At 68.1% G+C, this 16,458-nt stretch carries 16 protein-coding genes; 13 read left to right on the forward strand and 3 right to left on the reverse strand.

The features are described from left to right. Nucleotides 1–44 precede the first annotated feature (44 nt). From GNX95_RS14865 to GNX95_RS42505, 5 genes are read left to right on the forward strand one after another with little or no spacing between them, the layout of a single operon-like run. On the forward strand, nt 45–1,565 hold the full coding sequence (locus GNX95_RS14865) for an ABC transporter substrate-binding protein (RefSeq protein ID WP_163507653.1): 1,521 nt from the start codon (nt 45–47) through the stop codon (nt 1,563–1,565). After that, the gene (locus tag GNX95_RS14870) at nt 1,562–2,530 is read left to right on the forward strand and encodes an ABC transporter permease (RefSeq protein WP_163507654.1); all 969 of its coding nucleotides are present in this window, start codon (nt 1,562–1,564) and stop codon (nt 2,528–2,530) included. The genes GNX95_RS14865 and GNX95_RS14870 overlap by 4 nt, the downstream gene beginning before the upstream one ends. Then, nucleotides 2,527–3,399 (forward strand): ABC transporter permease, encoded by an 873-nt coding sequence (locus tag GNX95_RS14875; RefSeq protein WP_163507655.1) that lies wholly within the window; start codon nt 2,527–2,529, stop codon nt 3,397–3,399. The genes GNX95_RS14870 and GNX95_RS14875 overlap by 4 nt, the downstream gene beginning before the upstream one ends. Further along, the gene (locus GNX95_RS42500) at nt 3,396–4,358 is read left to right on the forward strand and encodes an ABC transporter ATP-binding protein (RefSeq protein WP_222853584.1); all 963 of its coding nucleotides are present in this window, start codon (nt 3,396–3,398) and stop codon (nt 4,356–4,358) included. The genes GNX95_RS14875 and GNX95_RS42500 overlap by 4 nt, the downstream gene beginning before the upstream one ends. Then, on the forward strand, nt 4,355–5,281 hold the full coding sequence (locus GNX95_RS42505) for an ABC transporter ATP-binding protein (RefSeq protein ID WP_222853585.1): 927 nt from the start codon (nt 4,355–4,357) through the stop codon (nt 5,279–5,281). Before GNX95_RS42500 ends, GNX95_RS42505 begins: the two co-directional genes overlap by 4 nt. Before the next feature lie 20 nt (nt 5,282–5,301). Here GNX95_RS42505 and GNX95_RS14885 read toward each other — a convergent pair whose 3' ends face one another. Then, entirely contained in the window at nt 5,302–6,219 is a 918-nt protein-coding gene (locus GNX95_RS14885) for an NADP-dependent oxidoreductase (RefSeq protein WP_163507656.1), read from the reverse strand. A 94-nt stretch (nt 6,220–6,313) separates the two neighbouring features. Between GNX95_RS14885 and GNX95_RS14890 the strand changes: the two genes are divergently transcribed. From GNX95_RS14890 to GNX95_RS14910, 5 genes are all read left to right on the forward strand, one after another. After that, nucleotides 6,314–7,264, forward strand: coding sequence for a GlxA family transcriptional regulator (locus tag GNX95_RS14890; RefSeq protein WP_163507657.1), 951 nt, complete (start codon nt 6,314–6,316; stop codon nt 7,262–7,264). An 84-nt stretch (nt 7,265–7,348) separates the two neighbouring features. Beyond that, entirely contained in the window at nt 7,349–7,996 is a 648-nt protein-coding gene (locus tag GNX95_RS14895; RefSeq protein WP_246281605.1) for a pyridoxamine 5'-phosphate oxidase family protein, read from the forward strand. Then, complete coding sequence (locus tag GNX95_RS14900; protein ID WP_163507659.1) at nt 7,993–8,583, forward strand: GNAT family N-acetyltransferase; 591 nt, start codon at nt 7,993–7,995, stop codon at nt 8,581–8,583. The genes GNX95_RS14895 and GNX95_RS14900 overlap by 4 nt, the downstream gene beginning before the upstream one ends. Beyond that, the gene (locus GNX95_RS14905; RefSeq protein WP_163507660.1) at nt 8,580–9,197 is read left to right on the forward strand and encodes a GNAT family N-acetyltransferase; all 618 of its coding nucleotides are present in this window, start codon (nt 8,580–8,582) and stop codon (nt 9,195–9,197) included. Before GNX95_RS14900 ends, GNX95_RS14905 begins: the two co-directional genes overlap by 4 nt. A 35-nt stretch (nt 9,198–9,232) precedes the next feature. Continuing rightward, on the forward strand, nt 9,233–10,135 hold the full coding sequence (locus tag GNX95_RS14910; protein WP_163507661.1) for a phosphotransferase enzyme family protein: 903 nt from the start codon (nt 9,233–9,235) through the stop codon (nt 10,133–10,135). Here GNX95_RS14910 and GNX95_RS14915 read toward each other — a convergent pair. Next, entirely contained in the window at nt 10,132–11,085 is a 954-nt protein-coding gene (locus tag GNX95_RS14915; protein WP_163507662.1) for a hypothetical protein, read from the reverse strand. The two genes, GNX95_RS14910 and GNX95_RS14915, sit on opposite strands and share 4 nt — an antisense overlap. A gap of 270 nt (nt 11,086–11,355) precedes the next feature. On the opposite strand from GNX95_RS14915, the gene GNX95_RS14920 reads away from it, so the two are divergent. The 3 genes from GNX95_RS14920 (at nt 11,356) to GNX95_RS14930 (ending at nt 15,502) form a co-directional block, all read left to right on the forward strand. Then, nucleotides 11,356–13,914 carry an ATP-binding protein gene (locus GNX95_RS14920; protein ID WP_163507663.1) on the forward strand — a complete coding sequence of 853 codons (2,559 nt, stop codon included), beginning with the start codon at nt 11,356–11,358 and terminating at the stop codon, nt 13,912–13,914. Between the two features lie 108 nt (nt 13,915–14,022). Continuing rightward, nucleotides 14,023–14,982 carry an EamA family transporter gene (locus GNX95_RS14925; protein ID WP_163507664.1) on the forward strand — a complete coding sequence of 320 codons (960 nt, stop codon included), beginning with the start codon at nt 14,023–14,025 and terminating at the stop codon, nt 14,980–14,982. After that, nucleotides 14,954–15,502 (forward strand): CGNR zinc finger domain-containing protein, encoded by a 549-nt coding sequence (locus GNX95_RS14930; protein ID WP_163507665.1) that lies wholly within the window; start codon nt 14,954–14,956, stop codon nt 15,500–15,502. Before GNX95_RS14925 ends, GNX95_RS14930 begins: the two co-directional genes overlap by 29 nt. Here the strand turns inward: GNX95_RS14930 and GNX95_RS14935 are convergent. After that, on the reverse strand, nt 15,480–16,421 hold the full coding sequence (locus tag GNX95_RS14935) for a ribose-phosphate diphosphokinase (protein ID WP_163507666.1): 942 nt from the start codon (nt 16,419–16,421) through the stop codon (nt 15,480–15,482). The genes GNX95_RS14930 and GNX95_RS14935 overlap by 23 nt on opposite strands. Nucleotides 16,422–16,458 lie beyond the last annotated feature (37 nt).

Genomic DNA, 16,458 nt, shown 5'->3' on the forward strand with positions numbered 1-16,458 from the left:
TACCTTGCTGCAGAGGCCAGCGAGGCCGCAACAGGAGGAACACGGTGAAGATCTTCCGGACAGTGCTGGCATTGACGCTGGCAGTGACCGCCATGGCTGCCTGCAGCCCCAATCCGAGCGGCGGCGACAGCGCCAAGGGGACGCTCACCGTGGCCAGAACCGGCGACATCGACCAGCTCGACCCGGCGCGTGCGACCGCGTTCCAGACCGTCCAGTCGCTGGCGCTGGTCTACGACACGCTGCTCACCACCGACGACACCGGCAACCTGAAGCCCGCACTGGCGGAGAAATGGCAGGCCAGTGGAAGCACTGTCACCTTCACCCTGCGGTCCGGCGTGAAATTCCATGACGGCACGGATTTCACCTCCGCGGACGTGAAGGCGACGCTGGAGCGCGGCCTCGACCCGAAAACCAGCTCGGTCGTACGGTCCTACCTGAAGGTCATCAAGTCGGTCGACACTCCCGACGCCCACACCGTCGTGCTGAATCTGCAGCATCCGGACACGTCGTTGCTGACCGCGTTGACGTACGTCGGAAACTCGATCCTCGCGGCGAAGGACATCAAGGCCGGCGCGGTCGGGAAAAAGCCGAACGGCACCGGACCGTACAACTGGCAGCGGTGGCAACAAAACCAGCGGCTGACGCTCGCCGCCAACGCGCGATACTGGGACGGTAAGCCGAAAAACGCCGGCCTGGAGTTTCGGGTGATTCCGGACGAGGCGTCGATCGTGTCCGGCATGAAGGCGCACAGCTTCGACTTCGGACTGCTCAGCGATCCGGCGGTCGCCAAGCAGATCGGCTCCGGCGGCGACGTGTCCTTGGTCGACCAGGCGACGCTGTCATATCACGTGCTGCAGCTCAACGGCCGCCGCGGTCCGCTGGTCAACATCAAGGCACGCCAGGCGATCGCGTGTGCGGTGGACCGGCAGGCGATCGCCACCACCGTCTATTTCGGAAAGGCCGTGATCACCGGTCCGATCACCAGTCCGGCCTATCCGAACGACGCCACCAACGGCCTGCCGTGCAAGCCAGGTGACACCGCCGCGGCAAAGAAACTGCTGACGGAGTCCGGAAATCCGAACGGGTTCACGCTGCACACCATCGTGATGACCGGCGAATACTCGACATCGACCAACATCGCGCAGGTGTTGCAGTCGCAACTGGCCGCGATTGGCGTGAAACTGCAGATCGACCGGCAGCAGACCAACGTGTACGTCCCCAACTGGACCAAGGCCAACTTCGACGCGGCGGTGGCGCTCAACGGCGGCAGCACCGACCCGTATCTGCAATATGGCCGCTATTTCACCACCGATGGCAGCCTCAAGGTGCCGGCCGGCCTGTCCGACCCCAAGCTCAACGACCTGCTCGTACGCGGCAACGCGGCGACCGATGCTGCCGCGCGCAAGCAGATTTACCAGCAGCTGCAGCAAAACCTGCTGTCCGACTCGCCGTGGGTGTGGCTGTTCCGCAACGAGGTCTTCTATCTGACCGGCAAAGGGGTGACCGGCTTCAAGCCGCTGCCGACCGAGTCGCTGCAATATCTGCGGCAGACCAGCAAAGCATGACGCTGCGCTATCTCGGCGGCCGGCTGCTCGGCACGTTGGTGACGCTTTTCGGTGTCGCGGTGGTCGTTTTCGTCGTGCTACGCGCGTTGCCTGGCGACACGATCACCGCGAAGCTCGGCACCGAAGCGGCGTCGCTGGATCCCGGACAGGTGGCCTCGCTGCGGCATTTCTACGGCCTCGACCGGCCGCTGGCCGCGCAGTTCCTCAGCTGGCTCGGCGGTGTGCTGACCGGAAACTTCGGCCTGTCGCTGGACACCGGCACGCCGGTGTCCACGTTGATCGAAAACGCGCTGCCGGTCACCGTGGAGCTGGCCGTGCTGGCGATGCTGATCGCCACCCCGGTCGGCGTGCTGGCCGGCATGTTCGCCGCCGGCCGGCCAGGCGGCGCGCGTGACTTGTCCGTGCAAGGCGCCGGCCTGGTCGGATTGGCGTTGCCGGAGTTCGTGCTCGCGTCGTTGTGTGTCGCGATCCTCGCGGCGGTTTTCGCCTATTTCCCCAATCCGGGCACGTACATCCCGCTGACCGCCTCGGTCAGCGGCAACCTGAGCCAGCTGCTCTATCCGGCGCTGGTGCTGTCGGTCGGCCTGGCCGCCAACATCATGCGTACGACCAGATCCGCCTACCTGGAGGCGGCCGGCACCGACTTTGTCCGTACGGCACGAGGAAAAGGCCTGGCCGGCACGCGGATCCGGTTTCGCCACGTGCTGCCAAACGCCGGCATCCCGATCGTCACGATGGTCGGCATCCAGTTTGGCTATCTGCTCGGCGGCACGGTGATCGTGGAGCAGATCTTCGCACTGCCAGGCCTTGGAAGGCTTTTGTTGAACGGCATCCTGCAGCAGGACTATGCGATCGTGCAGGGCACCACGTTGCTCATCGCCACCGCTTTCGTGGTGGTCAACCTGATCGTGGACATCGCCTATCGGCTGATCGACCCGCGTACCCGACTTGGAGCGCGCGCATGAGCACCGCGTTTGTCGCCGACGAGGTGGAAACCGCCGCCAGGCCGGGTGTTTTCCGCCGGCTGTGGTCGGATCGCAGCGGCCGGATCGGCGTCGTCCTTGTCGCGCTGGTGCTTCTGGTCGGCCTGCTGGCGGCCCTTGGTTTGCTGCCGTACGACCCGATCGCGCAGTCGACCGACCGGTTGCAGGCGCCGTCGCTGGCGCACTGGCTCGGCACCGACCAGTTTGGCCGCGACATCGCCGCGCGGACGTTCGCCGGAATTTTCGCCTCGTTGCGCGTGTCCGCGCTGGCTGTGCTGCTGGCGGCGGTGATCGGCGGACTGCTCGGCATCCTGGCCGGCTTCGCCGGCGGCCTGATGGACGCGGTCGTTGGTCGCTGTACGGACGTGCTTTTCGCCTTCCCCGCCATCCTGCTCGCGCTCGCCCTGGTCGCCGCGCTCGGACACGGCTGGGTCAACACGGCGATCGCGATTTCCGTCGTGTACGTGCCGATTTTCGTCCGTGTCGCACGCGGACCGGTGTTGGCCGTGCGCGAGGCCGACTACATCCGCGCAGCGCGTACGCTCGGATTCTCGCCGGCGCGCATCCTTTTCCGGCACATCCTGCCAAACGTTAGCGCGCCGCTCGGCGTGCAAACGGCATTGGCGCTGTCGTGGGGAATTCTCACCGAGTCGGCGCTGTCGTTCCTCGGTTTGGGTGCGCAGCCACCGGATCCGTCGCTCGGCCTGATGGTCAACGACGCACGTAACCTGCTGACCGAGGCATGGTGGACGCTCGCCGCTCCGGCCGCGGCCATCGTCGTCACCGTCGTCGGGCTCAACCTGCTCGCCGACGGCCTGCGGTCGGCGACCGATCCGAGGTCGCGGCGATGACCGGTCTGCGCGTGGAAAACCTGCGTACGGTCCTGCGGCCGGACACTGCGGTCGTACGCGACGTGTCTTTCGCCGTCGCACCGGGCGAAGTCGTCGGTCTGGTCGGCGAGAGTGGCTCCGGCAAGACCTTGACGGCGTTGTCGGTCGCCGGCCTGCTGCCGGACGCCGCCGAGGTGCGCGCCGGAAAGGTGTTTCTCGGCGACGAAAACCTGCTCGAGCTGCCGGAGCGGCAGCGCCGGTCGCGGCGCGGCGCCGGCATCGCGATGATCTACCAGGATCCGATGACCGCGCTCAATCCGCTGATGACGGTCGGCGCGCAGATCTCCGAGGGCCTGCGCGCCCACGGTGTTTCTCGTGCGGACGCGCGAAAACGTACGCTGGAGGCCATCGAGGAGGTCCGCCTGCCGCGGCCGGAGGCGCTGGCGAAACGCTATCCGCACCAGCTGTCCGGCGGTCAGCGGCAGCGGGTGATGATCGCCGGGGCGCTGGCGATGCGACCGGCGGTGCTGATCGCCGACGAGCCGACGACCGCGCTGGATGTCACCGTGCAGCAACAAATCCTGTCGCTGGTGGACGAGTTGCGCCGCGAGCACGACCTCGGTGTCCTGTGGATCACCCACGATCTCGGCGTGCTGGCGCAGTTGGCCGATCGCGTGCTCGTCATGTATGCCGGCAGGATCGTCGAATCAGCCGGCACACGCGCGATCTTCGCAACGCCGCGGCATCCGTACACCGCCGGCCTGCTAGCCTCGATCCCGCCGACGACCGGCGCCAACCGGCCAGCGCTGCCGCAAATCGGTGGCACGCCACCGCAGTTGTCCGCGCTGCCGGCCGGATGTCCGTTCCAACCTCGCTGCCGGCAGGCCGTGGATGCCTGCCAGGCCACCGATCCCCCGCTGGAGTCCACTGTGGACGATCACGCCGTCGCCTGTCTCGTGCCGCCGGAGCGATGGTCATGATCGTCGTCGAGGACCTGGTCAAGCATTACGGTGCCGTACGCGCCGTCGACGGTGTCTGCTTCGAGGTCGGCAAAGGTGAGGCCCTCGGGCTGGTCGGTGAGTCCGGCTGCGGCAAGTCGACCACCGCGCGGATGCTGGTACGCCTGGAAAATCCGACCGCCGGCCGGATCCGGCTGGACGGCGAGGATGTCACCGGCCTGCGCGGTGCGGCTTTACGGCAGATCCGGCGAAAGGTCCAGCTGGTCTTCCAGGACCCGTACTCCTCGCTCAACCCGCGTCTCACCGTCGCCGGCGCGTTGTCCGAGGTGTTGCGGGTCCACCGGATCACCGGGAAGGTCGGCGATCTCCTGGAGATGGTCGGGCTTTCCAACGCTCTGCGCGACCGCTATCCGCACGAACTTTCCGGCGGTCAGCGGCAACGCGTCGGCATCGCGCGCGCTTTGGCCGTACGGCCGGACATTCTCGTGCTCGACGAGCCGGTGTCGGCGCTGGACGTGTCCGTACGCGCCGAGGTGATGAACCTGCTGTCGCGGCTGCGCACCGAGCTCGGCCTGACGTACGTCTTCATTTCCCACGATCTGGGCATGGTCCGGCATCTGTGCGACCGGATCGCGGTGATGTATCTCGGAAAGATCGTCGAGATCGGCGACTGGCACCAGGTCTCCGACGCACCGGCACATCCTTACGCGCAAAGCCTGCGCGCCGCGATCCCGCCGCCCGATCCGACCGCGCCACCGCCGGAAACCGTGCTGGCCGGCGACGTGCCGGATCCGTCGAACGTGCCGCCGGGTTGCCGGTTTCATCCCCGCTGTCGCTATGCCGAGGACATCTGCCGCACCGAGGAGCCGTTGCTGCTCAACAAAACCGACCGCGAGGTCGCGTGCCACATCGTCAACCGTCAGGGATCGGCGTTGGCCAAATAGCCGGCCACCGCAACGACGGATCAGATCGTGAGGACGATTTTTCCCGTCGCACGGCCACTTTCGCTGCGGCGGTGCGCGGCAGCGGCCTCCTCCAACGGAAACACCGAGTCGATCTCGACCCGCAACCGGCCACTGTCGACCAGCCGAGCCAGCTGCTTCATGCCGGCATGATCGGGCTCCACCAACGTGAACCCGACATGTACGCCACCGACCAGCCGGTCCCCTTCGATCGCCTCGGTCAGCGACACCAGATGCCCGCCAGGCCGTACGACCTTCAGCGACCGCTCGTAATAGTCACCGCCGATCGTGTCCAGCACGACGTCGACATCCTTGACAACCTCGGAAAAATCGACCGACCGATAGTCGATGACCTGGTCGGCGCCGAGCCGCGTCACGAAGTCGTGTTTCGCCGCACTGGCCGTCCCGATCACATACGCACCAAGCGATTTCGCGATCTGTACGGCCACATGTCCGACACCACCGGCCGCCGCATGCACCAACACCCGTTGCCCCTGGCGTACGCCGGCGGTCTCGGCCAGCGCCTGCCACGCGGTCAGGCCGACCAGCGGAATGGCGGCGGCATGCAGGTGATCCAGTGACGCCGGTTTCCGAGTGAAATGCCGAGCCGGCGCGGTCACGTACTCGGCGTACGCACCGGCCTGCCGCGGAAACCACGGCATGCCGAAAACCTCGTCGCCAGGCCGGAAAAGCGTCACGCCGGCACCGGCCTCCTTGACGACACCGGAGACGTCATAGCCGAGGATCACTGGATCTTTCCAGTAACCCGACCCGTCGCGCCGCGACTTCCAGTCGGTCGGATTGACGCTCGCCGCACGTACGCGCACCAGCACCTCCGTGGCGATCGGCTCCGGCCGCGGCGTGTCGATCAGTTGCAGTACGTCGGCCTCTCCCCAACCTTTCGGACTTATCGCGCGCATCTGGATTCCTTTCACTGTCGTGACACCACCAGCGTGCGGTCACCTCCGACGGAGAAAAAGTGGCCAGATGGTCAAGCTGTGCGAAGATCTGGCCATGCATCGTGTCGCCGTGCTCGCCCTGGACCAGGTCATCCCCTTCGAGCTCGGCATTCCGTCGCGGATCTTCGGCGCCGCGACCGACGCGACAGACCGGCGGTTGTACGAGGTGGTGACCTGCAGCCTCGACGGTGGACCGGTCGCCACCGAGGCCGGCTACGCGATCGTGCCGGCGGCCGACGCGACGGCGCTGGCGGAGGCCGACACGGTCGTCGTCGCGCCTTTTCACTGTCCGGAACAGCTCGGGACGATCAGCGATCCGCTGGCGAAAGCCCTCGCCGGCATCCGTCCCGGCACGCGGATCATGTCGATCTGCACGGCCGCGTACGTGCTGGCCGGCGCCGGCCTGCTCGACGACCGGCCGGCCACTGTGCACTGGCTTGAGGCCGAGCATTTCCAGCGTACGTTTCCCAAAGTGCGGCTCGATCCGTCGGCGTTGTTCGTGGACGACGGCGACATCCTGACCTCGGCCGGCGCGGCCGCCGGTGTCGACCTCTGCCTGCACGTCGTACGCAGGGACCACGGCAGCGAGGTCGCCAACCGCGTCGCACGCGCATGCGTCGTGCCGCCATGGCGCGACGGCGGTCAGTCCCAGTTCATCGAGCATCCGGTGCCGGCACCGTCCGACGCCGGCACCGCGCCGACGCGCGTGTGGGCCTTGGAAAACCTGCACAAGCCGCTCCCACTGTCCACATTGGCCGGTCACGCGCGGATGAGCGTTCGCACCTTCACCCGCCGGTTTCGCGACGAGGTCGGCCTCACGCCGGGCCAGTGGCTGATCCTGCAGCGCGTCGAACGCGGCCGCGTGCTGCTGGAGTCCAGCGACCTAGCGGTCGACCAAGTGGCTGAGCGGGCCGGCTTCGGAGCGCCGTCGTCGTTCCGGCTGCACTTCCGCGCCGCCGTCGGCGTCTCGCCCAACGCCTACCGGCGTACGTTTCTGGCGACGTGACGCACAACCCCGTCGACATCGCGTCAACCAAGGCATTATCGTAGTGGCACATAAGGATTTATGTACCAGTACGAAGGAGTGCTCATGACGCGTACGATCCCGCTGCGCTATCGCGACCGGATGACGGACGAGCAGGCGGCCGTGTACGCGATCCTCGACGAGGCGCTGGTCTGCCACGTCTCCTACATCCTGGACGGCGAGCCGCGGATCCTGCCCACCCTGCACGCGCGCGTCGGCGACAACCTGCTGCTGCACGGCTCCTCCGGCAGCCGGCTCGGTCTGCTGGCCCGCGAGTACGCCGACGGGCTGCCGGTGTGTGTCGCGGTCACGCTGATCGACGGGATCGTGCTGGCCAGGTCGGCCTTCAACCACTCGGTCAACTTCCGCTCGGTGGTCGTGCACGGCAAGGCGCGGCTGGTCACCGACCGCGAGCGCCAGCAGCAGGCACTCGACGCGTTCATCAACCAGCTCGTGCCCGACCGCGCCAGCCACTCGCGCCGCGCCAACCCCCAGGAGCTGGCCAAGACCGCGGTGCTGGAGCTGCCGCTGGCCGAGGCGGCGGCGAAGGTGCGGCAGGACAAGTCGGACTTCGACGACCCGGAGGACCTGGATCTGCCGCACTGGGCCGGCACGATCCCGCTGCACGTCACCGCAGGCGAGCCGAAGCCGGCGCCAGAGCTGCTCGGTGCGCCGGTGCCCGACCACGTGACCGGCTGGACTCCGACACGGTGAGCTGGCACGACACGCCGGTGCTGACCGGCAGGTGGGTACGGCTGGTGCCGCTCGGCCAGCACCACGCGGCCGGCCTGCTCGCGGCGGCTGAGGACCCGGAGGTCTTCCGCTGGAACCTGCAGCCACCGCCGACCACGGCCGCCGAGGCGACTGCGTACGTGACGCGTACGCTCGCCGACCCCGACCGGCTGACCTGGGCGCAGCTCGACCTGCGTGGTCCGGAGCCGGTGGTCGCCGGCGTGACCTCGTACGTGCATCCCGATCCGGCGACCAGGTCGGTGGAGATCGGCGCGACCTGGCTGGGCCGCCGGTTCTGGCGTACGCCGATCAACACCGAGGCCAAGTTTCTGCTGCTCAGCCGCGCCTTCGAGGACCTTGGCGCGGTGCGGGTGGGGTGGCGTACGGACGAGTTCAACGAGCGTTCGCAGGCGGCGATCGCGCGGCTCGGCGCTCGCCGCGAGGCACTGCTGCGCAAGGACCGGCGGCGCAAGGACGGCAGCTGGCGCACGTCCGTGCTGTATTCGATGACCGACGACGACTGGCCGGGGGCGCGGCGGCTGCTCGCCGGCCGCATGGAGGACCGATGACGACCCAGTTGACCGCCACCGACTGGCACAGCGCACCGCCGCTGACCGGCCGGTTCGTACGACTTGAGCCGCTGTCGCCGGCGCACGTCGACGGCCTGCTCGCCGCCGCTGACGAGGACGAGGTGTTTCGCTGGCTGTCGGTGCACCGGCCGACCAGCCGGCAGGAGTCGGCCGACCTGGTCACCGACATCCTCGACCAGTGGGACAAGGGCCAGCGCGTGCCGTGGGTCCAGGTCGACCTGCGCGACGGCCGCGAGGAGGTCGCCGGCTCCACGTCGTACTACGAGATCAACGCGGCCAACCGTACGGTCGCGATCGGCCACACCTGGCTCGGCCGCCGGTTCTGGCGCAGTCCACTCAACACCGAGGCCAAGCTGCTGCTGTTGACACGCGCGTTCGACGAGCTCGGCGCCGTACGCGTCGTCTGGCACACCGACGAATTCAACGAACGCTCGCAGGCGGCGATCGCGCGGCTCGGAGCACGGCGAGAAGGCTTGCTGCGTAAGCACAAGCTGCGTAAGGACGGCACCTGGCGCAACACCGTGCAGTTCGCGATGACCGACGACGACTGGCCGGCTGTGCGAATTCGGCTCGCCAATCGCCTGGAAAAGTGATCTGTTAGCAGCAATGACCGTTTAAGCTCGGCGCCATGGGAGAGGTCGCGCAGCTGGACGAGTCGCTGCTCGTGCCTGTGCTGCGGCAGGCCTGCGACATTGCCGGCCTGCCGTCCACTGTGGACTCGCCGGAGGTGCTGTGGCTTTCGGAGAATGCCGTGGTGGCGCTCGGCGACGGCGCGGTGGTGGCGAAAATCGGCCGCGAGCCGGCGGTCGCCGAGCGCGCCCAGCTGTCCCTGAGAGTCGCCGGCTGGCTCGCCGAGCACGGCCTGCCGGCGGTACGGCCGGCCGCCGGGGTGCCGGCCGAGGTGGTCGTCGTCGACGGCCATCCGGTGAGTTTCTGGGAGGCCCTGCCACCGGCCGTACGACCGGCGCGTGCCGTCGATCTCGGCCTGCTGCTGCGCATGCTGCACGCATTGCCGGCACCGCCGTTCGCGTTGCCGCGCCGTGACCTGCTCGCCAACGTGCCGCGGTGGCTCGCGTCCAGCGCTGAGGTGCCAGCCGCCGACGCCGCGTTTCTGCGCAGCCGCGCCGACGAGCTCACCGCCGCGGTGGCGCACCTGACGCCTCGGCTGGATCCCGGTGTGATCCACGGCGACGCGCTGCCGCGCAACGTACGGGTGACCGAGCGCGGGCCGATGCTGCTCGATCTGGAAACCTTCGCCGACGACTTCCGCGAGCACGACCTGACCGTGTTGGCGTTGGCACGGCGTCGCTATGGCCTCGACCCCGACGATTACGCGGCCTTCACGCGCGCGTACGGCTGGGACGTGACGGAATGGGCGGGCGCGGAGCTGCTGATGGCGGCGCGCGAGGTCGCCTCGGCGGCCTGGGTGGCGCAAAGAATTCCTGGCAATCCAGCGGCTCGCGCGGAGTTTTCCGAGCGCGTACGCGCGCTGCGCACCGGCGACACGACCACGGCCTGGAAAGCCTTCTAGACCCGGGTAAAAGTGACCGTCACGGTGGACGGGTCCGGCGCGTCGAGCACTTTCAGCCGCAGGTCGCCGACGATGATCACCTCGGCGCCGGCGGCCGCCGGCACGGCCACCTCGAACCGCACCGGGTCGATCTCCGGATCGTCCTCGCCGTCCGGCCGTACGCCGATCGAGTGCACCACCACGCCTGGCGTCACGCCTTGGTCGTCGCCGACGGCCGTGCGGTATTCGACAGCGACCCGGCCACCGCCGAAAGTCGGACAGACCGCCAATGTGACGCTGCCGTCGACCGCGTCCGGCAACGCCGTCAACGTCACCTCTTCGTCCAAAGTGGACAGCGGGACGGTGACCCGGTAATCGTGCAGATAGCGGTAAAGCGCCGCGGCTGACACGCGCGGGCCGCTGCGCCACTGCTGATCGCCGATCGAGGTCAGCGGCGGTGGATCGATCAGGTGGTCGCCGAGCCCGGACCCCATCACACAATACGGATCGTCAAACCTCCCACCTTTTCCATAGCCGGGACGGAAACCGAGCATCCGGCCGATCGCGTACTGGTAGTACTCCAGCGTCCGGCCCTGGTCGAGGACCAGGTCGCCGTCGTACGTGCCGGTGTCCGACGGCGGTTCGTGAACGAAGACGATCACATGGTCGTAGTCGTCGAAAAGCAGGCCGTCCACCGCGGCCTGCGCGCGGCAGGCGGCGATGATCTTTCGCCGGTCGGCGTGCAGTTCCTCGTGCGCGGCGCCGCGCAACACCGACCACGGGTCGATGTCGAACCGCAGGTCGAGCCGGCCGAGGCTGCCGCGCCGCCAGAAGTCACGCAGGCTCCAACCGTTGTGTTCCTGGAAAATCTCGGCGAACGTACGGTCCGACCACGGCGCCGCCGCGGCCGCACCGGACCAGCCGGAATCCCACACGTATCGGAGCACTTTGACCCTGACCGGATTGCTCATGCCGTCAGTGTCCTGGCCGGCAACAGACGGTTGACGATTGCTGACGAAACTGTACGGCGTACCGATGCCCAGAGCCTGTTGGGGAACGGTGGTGCGCGAGAGTCGAGATTCCAAACGTCGTCCTGCCGGTGCCGGACGGAAGCCCAAATAGCAGCGCTATGGTGGGCTTTCGTCCGGTGCCGGCAGGCGGCGTTTGGGCTCGGCTATCGCGTGCCACCGTTCCCCAACAGGCTCTTACACTGGCACCAAGAATTCCTGGTAGGAGGCGCCGTGGGTGCACTGCCCAGGCCGCGGTTGCCGGAAGGTCCGGCGAAGGACCTTTTCGACGCGTTGCACGAGCTGCACCACCGCGCCGGCTGGCCGAGCCTGCGCGACATGGCGCGGGAGGTCGGCTGCAGCCACACGACGATCTCGGCCGCGTTTTCCGGGCCGAAAGTGCCGCGATGGGGTCTGGTCGAGCTGATCGTGGAGACGCTCGGCGGCGACGGCGAGCGTTTTCATCAGCTCTGGCTGGCGACCGCCGGCGGTGGCGGTGAGACCGTACGCGCCGACGCGGCGCCGCGGCAGCTGCCGGCCGATGTCGCGGGTTTCAGTGGCCGGGACGAACAGTTGTCCAGTCTCGACCGGCTTTGTCGTACGACCGGCGAATCCGGCGCGGTGGTGATCTCGGCGGTTTCCGGCACGGCCGGCGTCGGCAAGACGGCGTTGGCGGTGCATTGGGCGCACCGGGTCGCCGACCGGTTTCCGGACGGCCAGCTTTACGTGAATCTGCGCGGATACGACCCCGACCGGCCGATGGCGCCGGCCGAAGCGCTCGAGGTGTTCCTGCACGCGTTGCAGCCCGACGGCGCGTCCGTACCACCGGGCACCGCCGAGCGCGCCGCGCGTTATCGCACCCTGCTGACCGGTCGCCGGATGCTGATCCTGCTGGACAACGCGCATTCGGTGGCGCAGGTGCGAGACCTGTTGCCCGGCACCGGCACCTGTCTCGTGCTCGTGACCAGCCGCGACACGCTGCCCGGCCTGGTCGCGCGGCACGGCGCCGTACGGATCAACCTCGACCTGCTGTCACTGGACGAGTCGGTGCATTTGTTGCGGACAATGCTGGCCGAGCGGGCCGACGCCGAGCCGGAGCAGACGATCGCGCTGGCGCAGCGCTGTGCGCGGTTGCCGTTGGCGCTGCGGATCGCCGCCGAGCTGGCACTTTCGCGGCCGCGTACGAGCCTCGCCGACCTGGTCACCGAGCTCGCCGACGAGTCCCGCCGGCTCGATCTGCTCGCCGCCGGCGACGACGAGTACACCGCCGTACGCGCCGTTTTCTCGTGGTCGTGTCACAACCTGTCGCCGGCCGAGGACCGACTGTTTCGGCTGCTCGGCGCGCATCCGTGCCGGACGCTGGACGAGGCAGCGGTCGCCGCGCTCGCCGGCACCGACCGGGTGACCGCGACACTCGACGCGCTCTGTCGCGGACATCTGGTCGAGGAAACCGTGCCGGGCCGGTTTGGCATGCACGACCTGCTTCGCGCGTACGCGGCCGAAAGAGCCACTGAGCTGCCGGACACCGACGAAGCACTCGCGCGGCTTGCCAACTATTATCTGGAAAACGCGCGGATGGCGACCGCTGTCGCGTTTCGTGGGCCAGATCCGGAAACGCCGGCTTTTCCCGACTCGGCGAGCGCACGCGGCTGGCTGGAACGAGAGCGGCCAAACTTTCTCGCCGTGGCAACCGGAAACGCTGTGAGGCTGTCACCGGTGCTGGCCGACTTTCTGGACACCTGCGGCCACTATCCGGATGCGCTGACGCTGCACGCGATGGCACTGAAGGAATGTTTCGGCGACCAGCGAGCCGAAGCCGCGACGCTGAACCTGCTTGGCATCACCCGACGCCGACTCGGCGATTATCCGGCTGCGGCCGAACATCACCAGCAGGCACTGGAACTGCACCGACAACTTGGCGACAAGGCCGGCCAGGCCGCCGCCCTGTGGGGTCTGGGCCTGGTGGCCTCGCGCCGCGGTCAGGTGCCGGCGGCGCGCGAGTTTCTGCAGGAGGCACACGCACTTTTCGTCGAGGTCGGCGACATCGTCGCGCAGGGCACGGTGTTGTACGCGCTCGGCAGCGTCCACATGCTGCTCGGCTTTTGCCGCGTGGCGATCGAGCATCACGAGCGCGCGTTGGCGATCCATCGCGAGACCGGCAACCGGCTCGGCGAAAGCCGGACGCTCAACAATCTGGGCACCGCGTACGAACGGCTCGGACAGCTGACCGACGCGGTCGACGCTTTCCACCGCTCCAAGGCGATCAACGTCGAGATCGGCAACCGGCTCGGCCTGGCGATCGGACACGCCAATCTGGCGAGGGCGTACACACGGCTTGAGCGTTTCGACGAGGCGTACGAACAACTCAGCGTCGCCGGGCCGCTTTTCACCGAGGCCGGCTATCGGGTCGGCGAGGTCGAGGTGACATGCGGCCTCGGCGTACTTTTCCAGGCTTGCCGGCGTTTTCCGGAAGCACGCGAGAATTTCCAGACGGCCCTGGAGTTGAACCGCGAGATCGGCCAGCGAGAGCTGGAAATCCGCTGCCTGATCGGGCTGGCCGACGTGGCGCGAGAGCTCGGCGAGCATACCCAGGCGCAGGAATACTACGAAACCGCGCTGGCGCTGGTGGTCGAGTCCGGCGACCGTTACGAACACGCGCACACGTTGGTCGGCCTCGCGCAACTGCACGCCGACGATCCGCCGACGGCTCGGCGGCATTGGCAGGACGCACTCGCACTGTACGAGGAGCTGGCACTGCCGGAGGCCGACGAGATCCGCGACCGCCTGGCCTGATGGCCGCGTACGTGCGTCACAGGTCATAACACCCTTGACGTATTACGTGCGCGGACCGTAGCGTCACATGCGTACGCACCTTTGATCTATTACACGGTGGAGCGACGCATGCGTCCGATGGCTGGGGCCGGCCTGGGTCTCGCACTCCTGTCCGCGGCGACTTTCAGCACGTCAGGTGCCTTCGCGCGGTCGCTGACCGACGCCGGCTGGACGGCCGGTGCGGCGGTCGCGGCGCGCGTCGGGATCGCCGCGCTGATCCTCGCGATCCCGGCGATCGTCGCGCTGCGCGGACACTGGCGGACGTTGCGGCGCGATGCCGCCATGGTCGCCGCATACGGTTTCGGAGCCGTCGCCGGCGCTCAGGTCTGTTTCTTCAACGCGATCCAGTATCTGCCGGTCGGCGTGGCTCTGCTGCTGGAATACTGCGGCCTGATCCTGGTGGTCGGCTGGATGTGGGCTCGGCACGGACAACGGCCGCGACGACTGACAGTGGCCGGATCCGTGCTGGCGTTGGTCGGCCTGATCTGCGTACTGAACATCGGCGCGGCCGGCGGCGTGCACTGGATCGGCGTGCTGTGGGGGCTCGGCTCGGCGCTCGGCCTGGCGACGTACTTCCTGCTGTCGGCCAACAGCCGCGACGACCTGCCGCCGGTCGCGATGGCCAGCGGCGGCATGGTGGTCGCGACGGTGACGCTGCTCGCCGCGGGTGCCATTGGCCTGTTGCCGATGCACGTCACGTTCGGCGAGGTCACCTTCGCCGGCCTGCGGATGAGCTGGCTGGTGCCGATCATCGGCGTGTCGGTGATCGCCGCCGTCGTCTCGTACGTCACCGGCATCGGCGCGGCGCGGATGCTCGGTCCGCGGCTGTCGTCGTTCGTCGGGCTGACCGAGGTGCTGTTCGCGGTGTTCTTCGCGTGGCTGCTGCTCGGCGAGCTGCCGGCCCCCATACAGTTGGCCGGAGGCGTCCTGCTGGTCGCCGGGGTGGCGCTGGTCCGCCTCGACGAGCTGCGGCCGCCGGTGCCGCGACCGGAGACGAGCCGTGAAGACGATCTTTACGCACGACACTGACCTCGCGCTCGCCAGCGTCGCCGAGCTGGTCAACACGCTGGACGGCGACGACGACACGCTGACCGACGTCGACGCGCTGGACAAGCTGGTCGAGGGTCAGGGGTGGACCGGCGCGCGTGAGCACAGCCACGCGGAGCTGCGCGCCGTACGCGACCTGCGGCCACGGCTGCGGCGGATCTGGCAAGCCGACGAGGACGAGATCGTACGCATCGTCAATGCCCTTCTCCGCGAGCACAACGCGCTGCCGCAGATCATCAAGCACGACGGGACGGACTATCACCTGCACGCGGTGCCGCGCGACGCGCCGCTGGCCACCCGGATGGCCGTCGAGGCGGCGATGGCCGTCGCGGACGTCGTGCGCGCGAAGGAGCTCAGCCGGCTGCGTACGTGCGACTACCCCACCTGCGACCGCGTCCTCGTCGACCTGTCGAAGAACAGGTCCAAGCGCTTCTGCGACAACGTCTGCGCCAACCGCGCCGCGGTGGCCGCCTATCGGGTCAGGCGTCGAAGAGAGCGCTGACCGACTCGCCGTTGTGAATGCGCCGCATCGCCTCGGCCAGGGCCGGCGCGATCGACACCACCGACAGCTTCGGGTGCCGCTCGCTTTCCGGGATCGGCACGGTGTTGGTGCAGACGATCTCCAGCACGTCGGGCTGGTCACCGATCCGCTTCAACGCGCCGCTGGCGAACAGCCCATGGGTGCAGGCGACCCGGATCGTACGCACACCGATCTCACGCAGGCGGTCGAGCAGCTCCAGCACCGTGCTGCCCTTGGCGATCTCGTCGTCCACCACGATCACGTCCCGGCCGGCCACGTCACCGATGACCGAGCTGATGCTCACCCTGTCGTCGGCGAACCGCTGCTTGGCACCGGCCGCGACCGGCACGCCGAGCATCCGCGCGAAGGCGGCCGCCTCCTTGGCGTTGCCGAGGTCCGGCGAGACGACCGTGGTGTTGGACATGTCATAGCCGCGGAAATGCGCGGCCAGCTCACGCAGGGCGTGCAGGTGATCCACCGGTACGCTGAAAAATCCGTGCACCTGGGGCGAATGCAGCGTCATCGCCAGCATCCGGTCTGCGCCGGCCGACACCATCAGGTCGGCGACCAGGCGGCCACCGATCGAGATCCGGGGCGCGTCCTTCTTGTCGGAGCGCGCGTACGCGTAATAGGGCATCACCACGGTCGTACGCGCCGCCGAGGCACCGCGCGCCGCGTCGAGCATCAACAGCAACTCGACCAGGTTTTCCTGCACCGGCCGCACCAGCGGCTGGACCAGGAACACGTCCCGCTCACGGCAGTTGGCCTGCAGCTGCACACCCAGGCAGTCGGTCGCGAAGCGCTCGACGAGCACCGGATGCAACGGCTGTTCGAGATGCGAACAGATTTCCTCGGCCAACTGGGGATGGGCGGTGCCACTGAAAATGGCGATGTCACGCACCGACTGCTCCTGTGTTTCTGGTTTCCGGGGCAGATAC

The organism is Fodinicola acaciae, from assembly GCF_010993745.1.
GTDB lineage: Bacteria > Actinomycetota > Actinomycetes > Mycobacteriales > HKI-0501 > Fodinicola > Fodinicola acaciae.

Bases quoted from the DNA above. Each gene is read 5' to 3' on its own strand.
- GNX95_RS14870 (WP_163507654.1), top strand. From the start codon at position 1,562: ATGACGCTGCGCTATCTCGGCGGCCGGCTGCTCGGCACGTTGGTGACG.
- GNX95_RS14875 (WP_163507655.1), top strand. From the start codon at position 2,527: ATGAGCACCGCGTTTGTCGCCGACGAGGTGGAAACCGCCGCCAGGCCG.
- GNX95_RS42500 (WP_222853584.1), top strand. From the start codon at position 3,396: ATGACCGGTCTGCGCGTGGAAAACCTGCGTACGGTCCTGCGGCCGGAC.
- GNX95_RS42505 (WP_222853585.1), top strand. From the start codon at position 4,355: ATGATCGTCGTCGAGGACCTGGTCAAGCATTACGGTGCCGTACGCGCC.
- GNX95_RS14885 (WP_163507656.1), bottom strand. From the start codon at position 6,219: ATGCGCGCGATAAGTCCGAAAGGTTGGGGAGAGGCCGACGTACTGCAA.
- GNX95_RS14890 (WP_163507657.1), top strand. From the start codon at position 6,314: ATGCATCGTGTCGCCGTGCTCGCCCTGGACCAGGTCATCCCCTTCGAG.
- GNX95_RS14895 (WP_246281605.1), top strand. From the start codon at position 7,349: ATGACGCGTACGATCCCGCTGCGCTATCGCGACCGGATGACGGACGAG.
- GNX95_RS14905 (WP_163507660.1), top strand. From the start codon at position 8,580: ATGACGACCCAGTTGACCGCCACCGACTGGCACAGCGCACCGCCGCTG.
- GNX95_RS14910 (WP_163507661.1), top strand. From the start codon at position 9,233: ATGGGAGAGGTCGCGCAGCTGGACGAGTCGCTGCTCGTGCCTGTGCTG.
- GNX95_RS14915 (WP_163507662.1), bottom strand. From the start codon at position 11,085: ATGAGCAATCCGGTCAGGGTCAAAGTGCTCCGATACGTGTGGGATTCC.
- GNX95_RS14925 (WP_163507664.1), top strand. From the start codon at position 14,023: ATGCGTCCGATGGCTGGGGCCGGCCTGGGTCTCGCACTCCTGTCCGCG.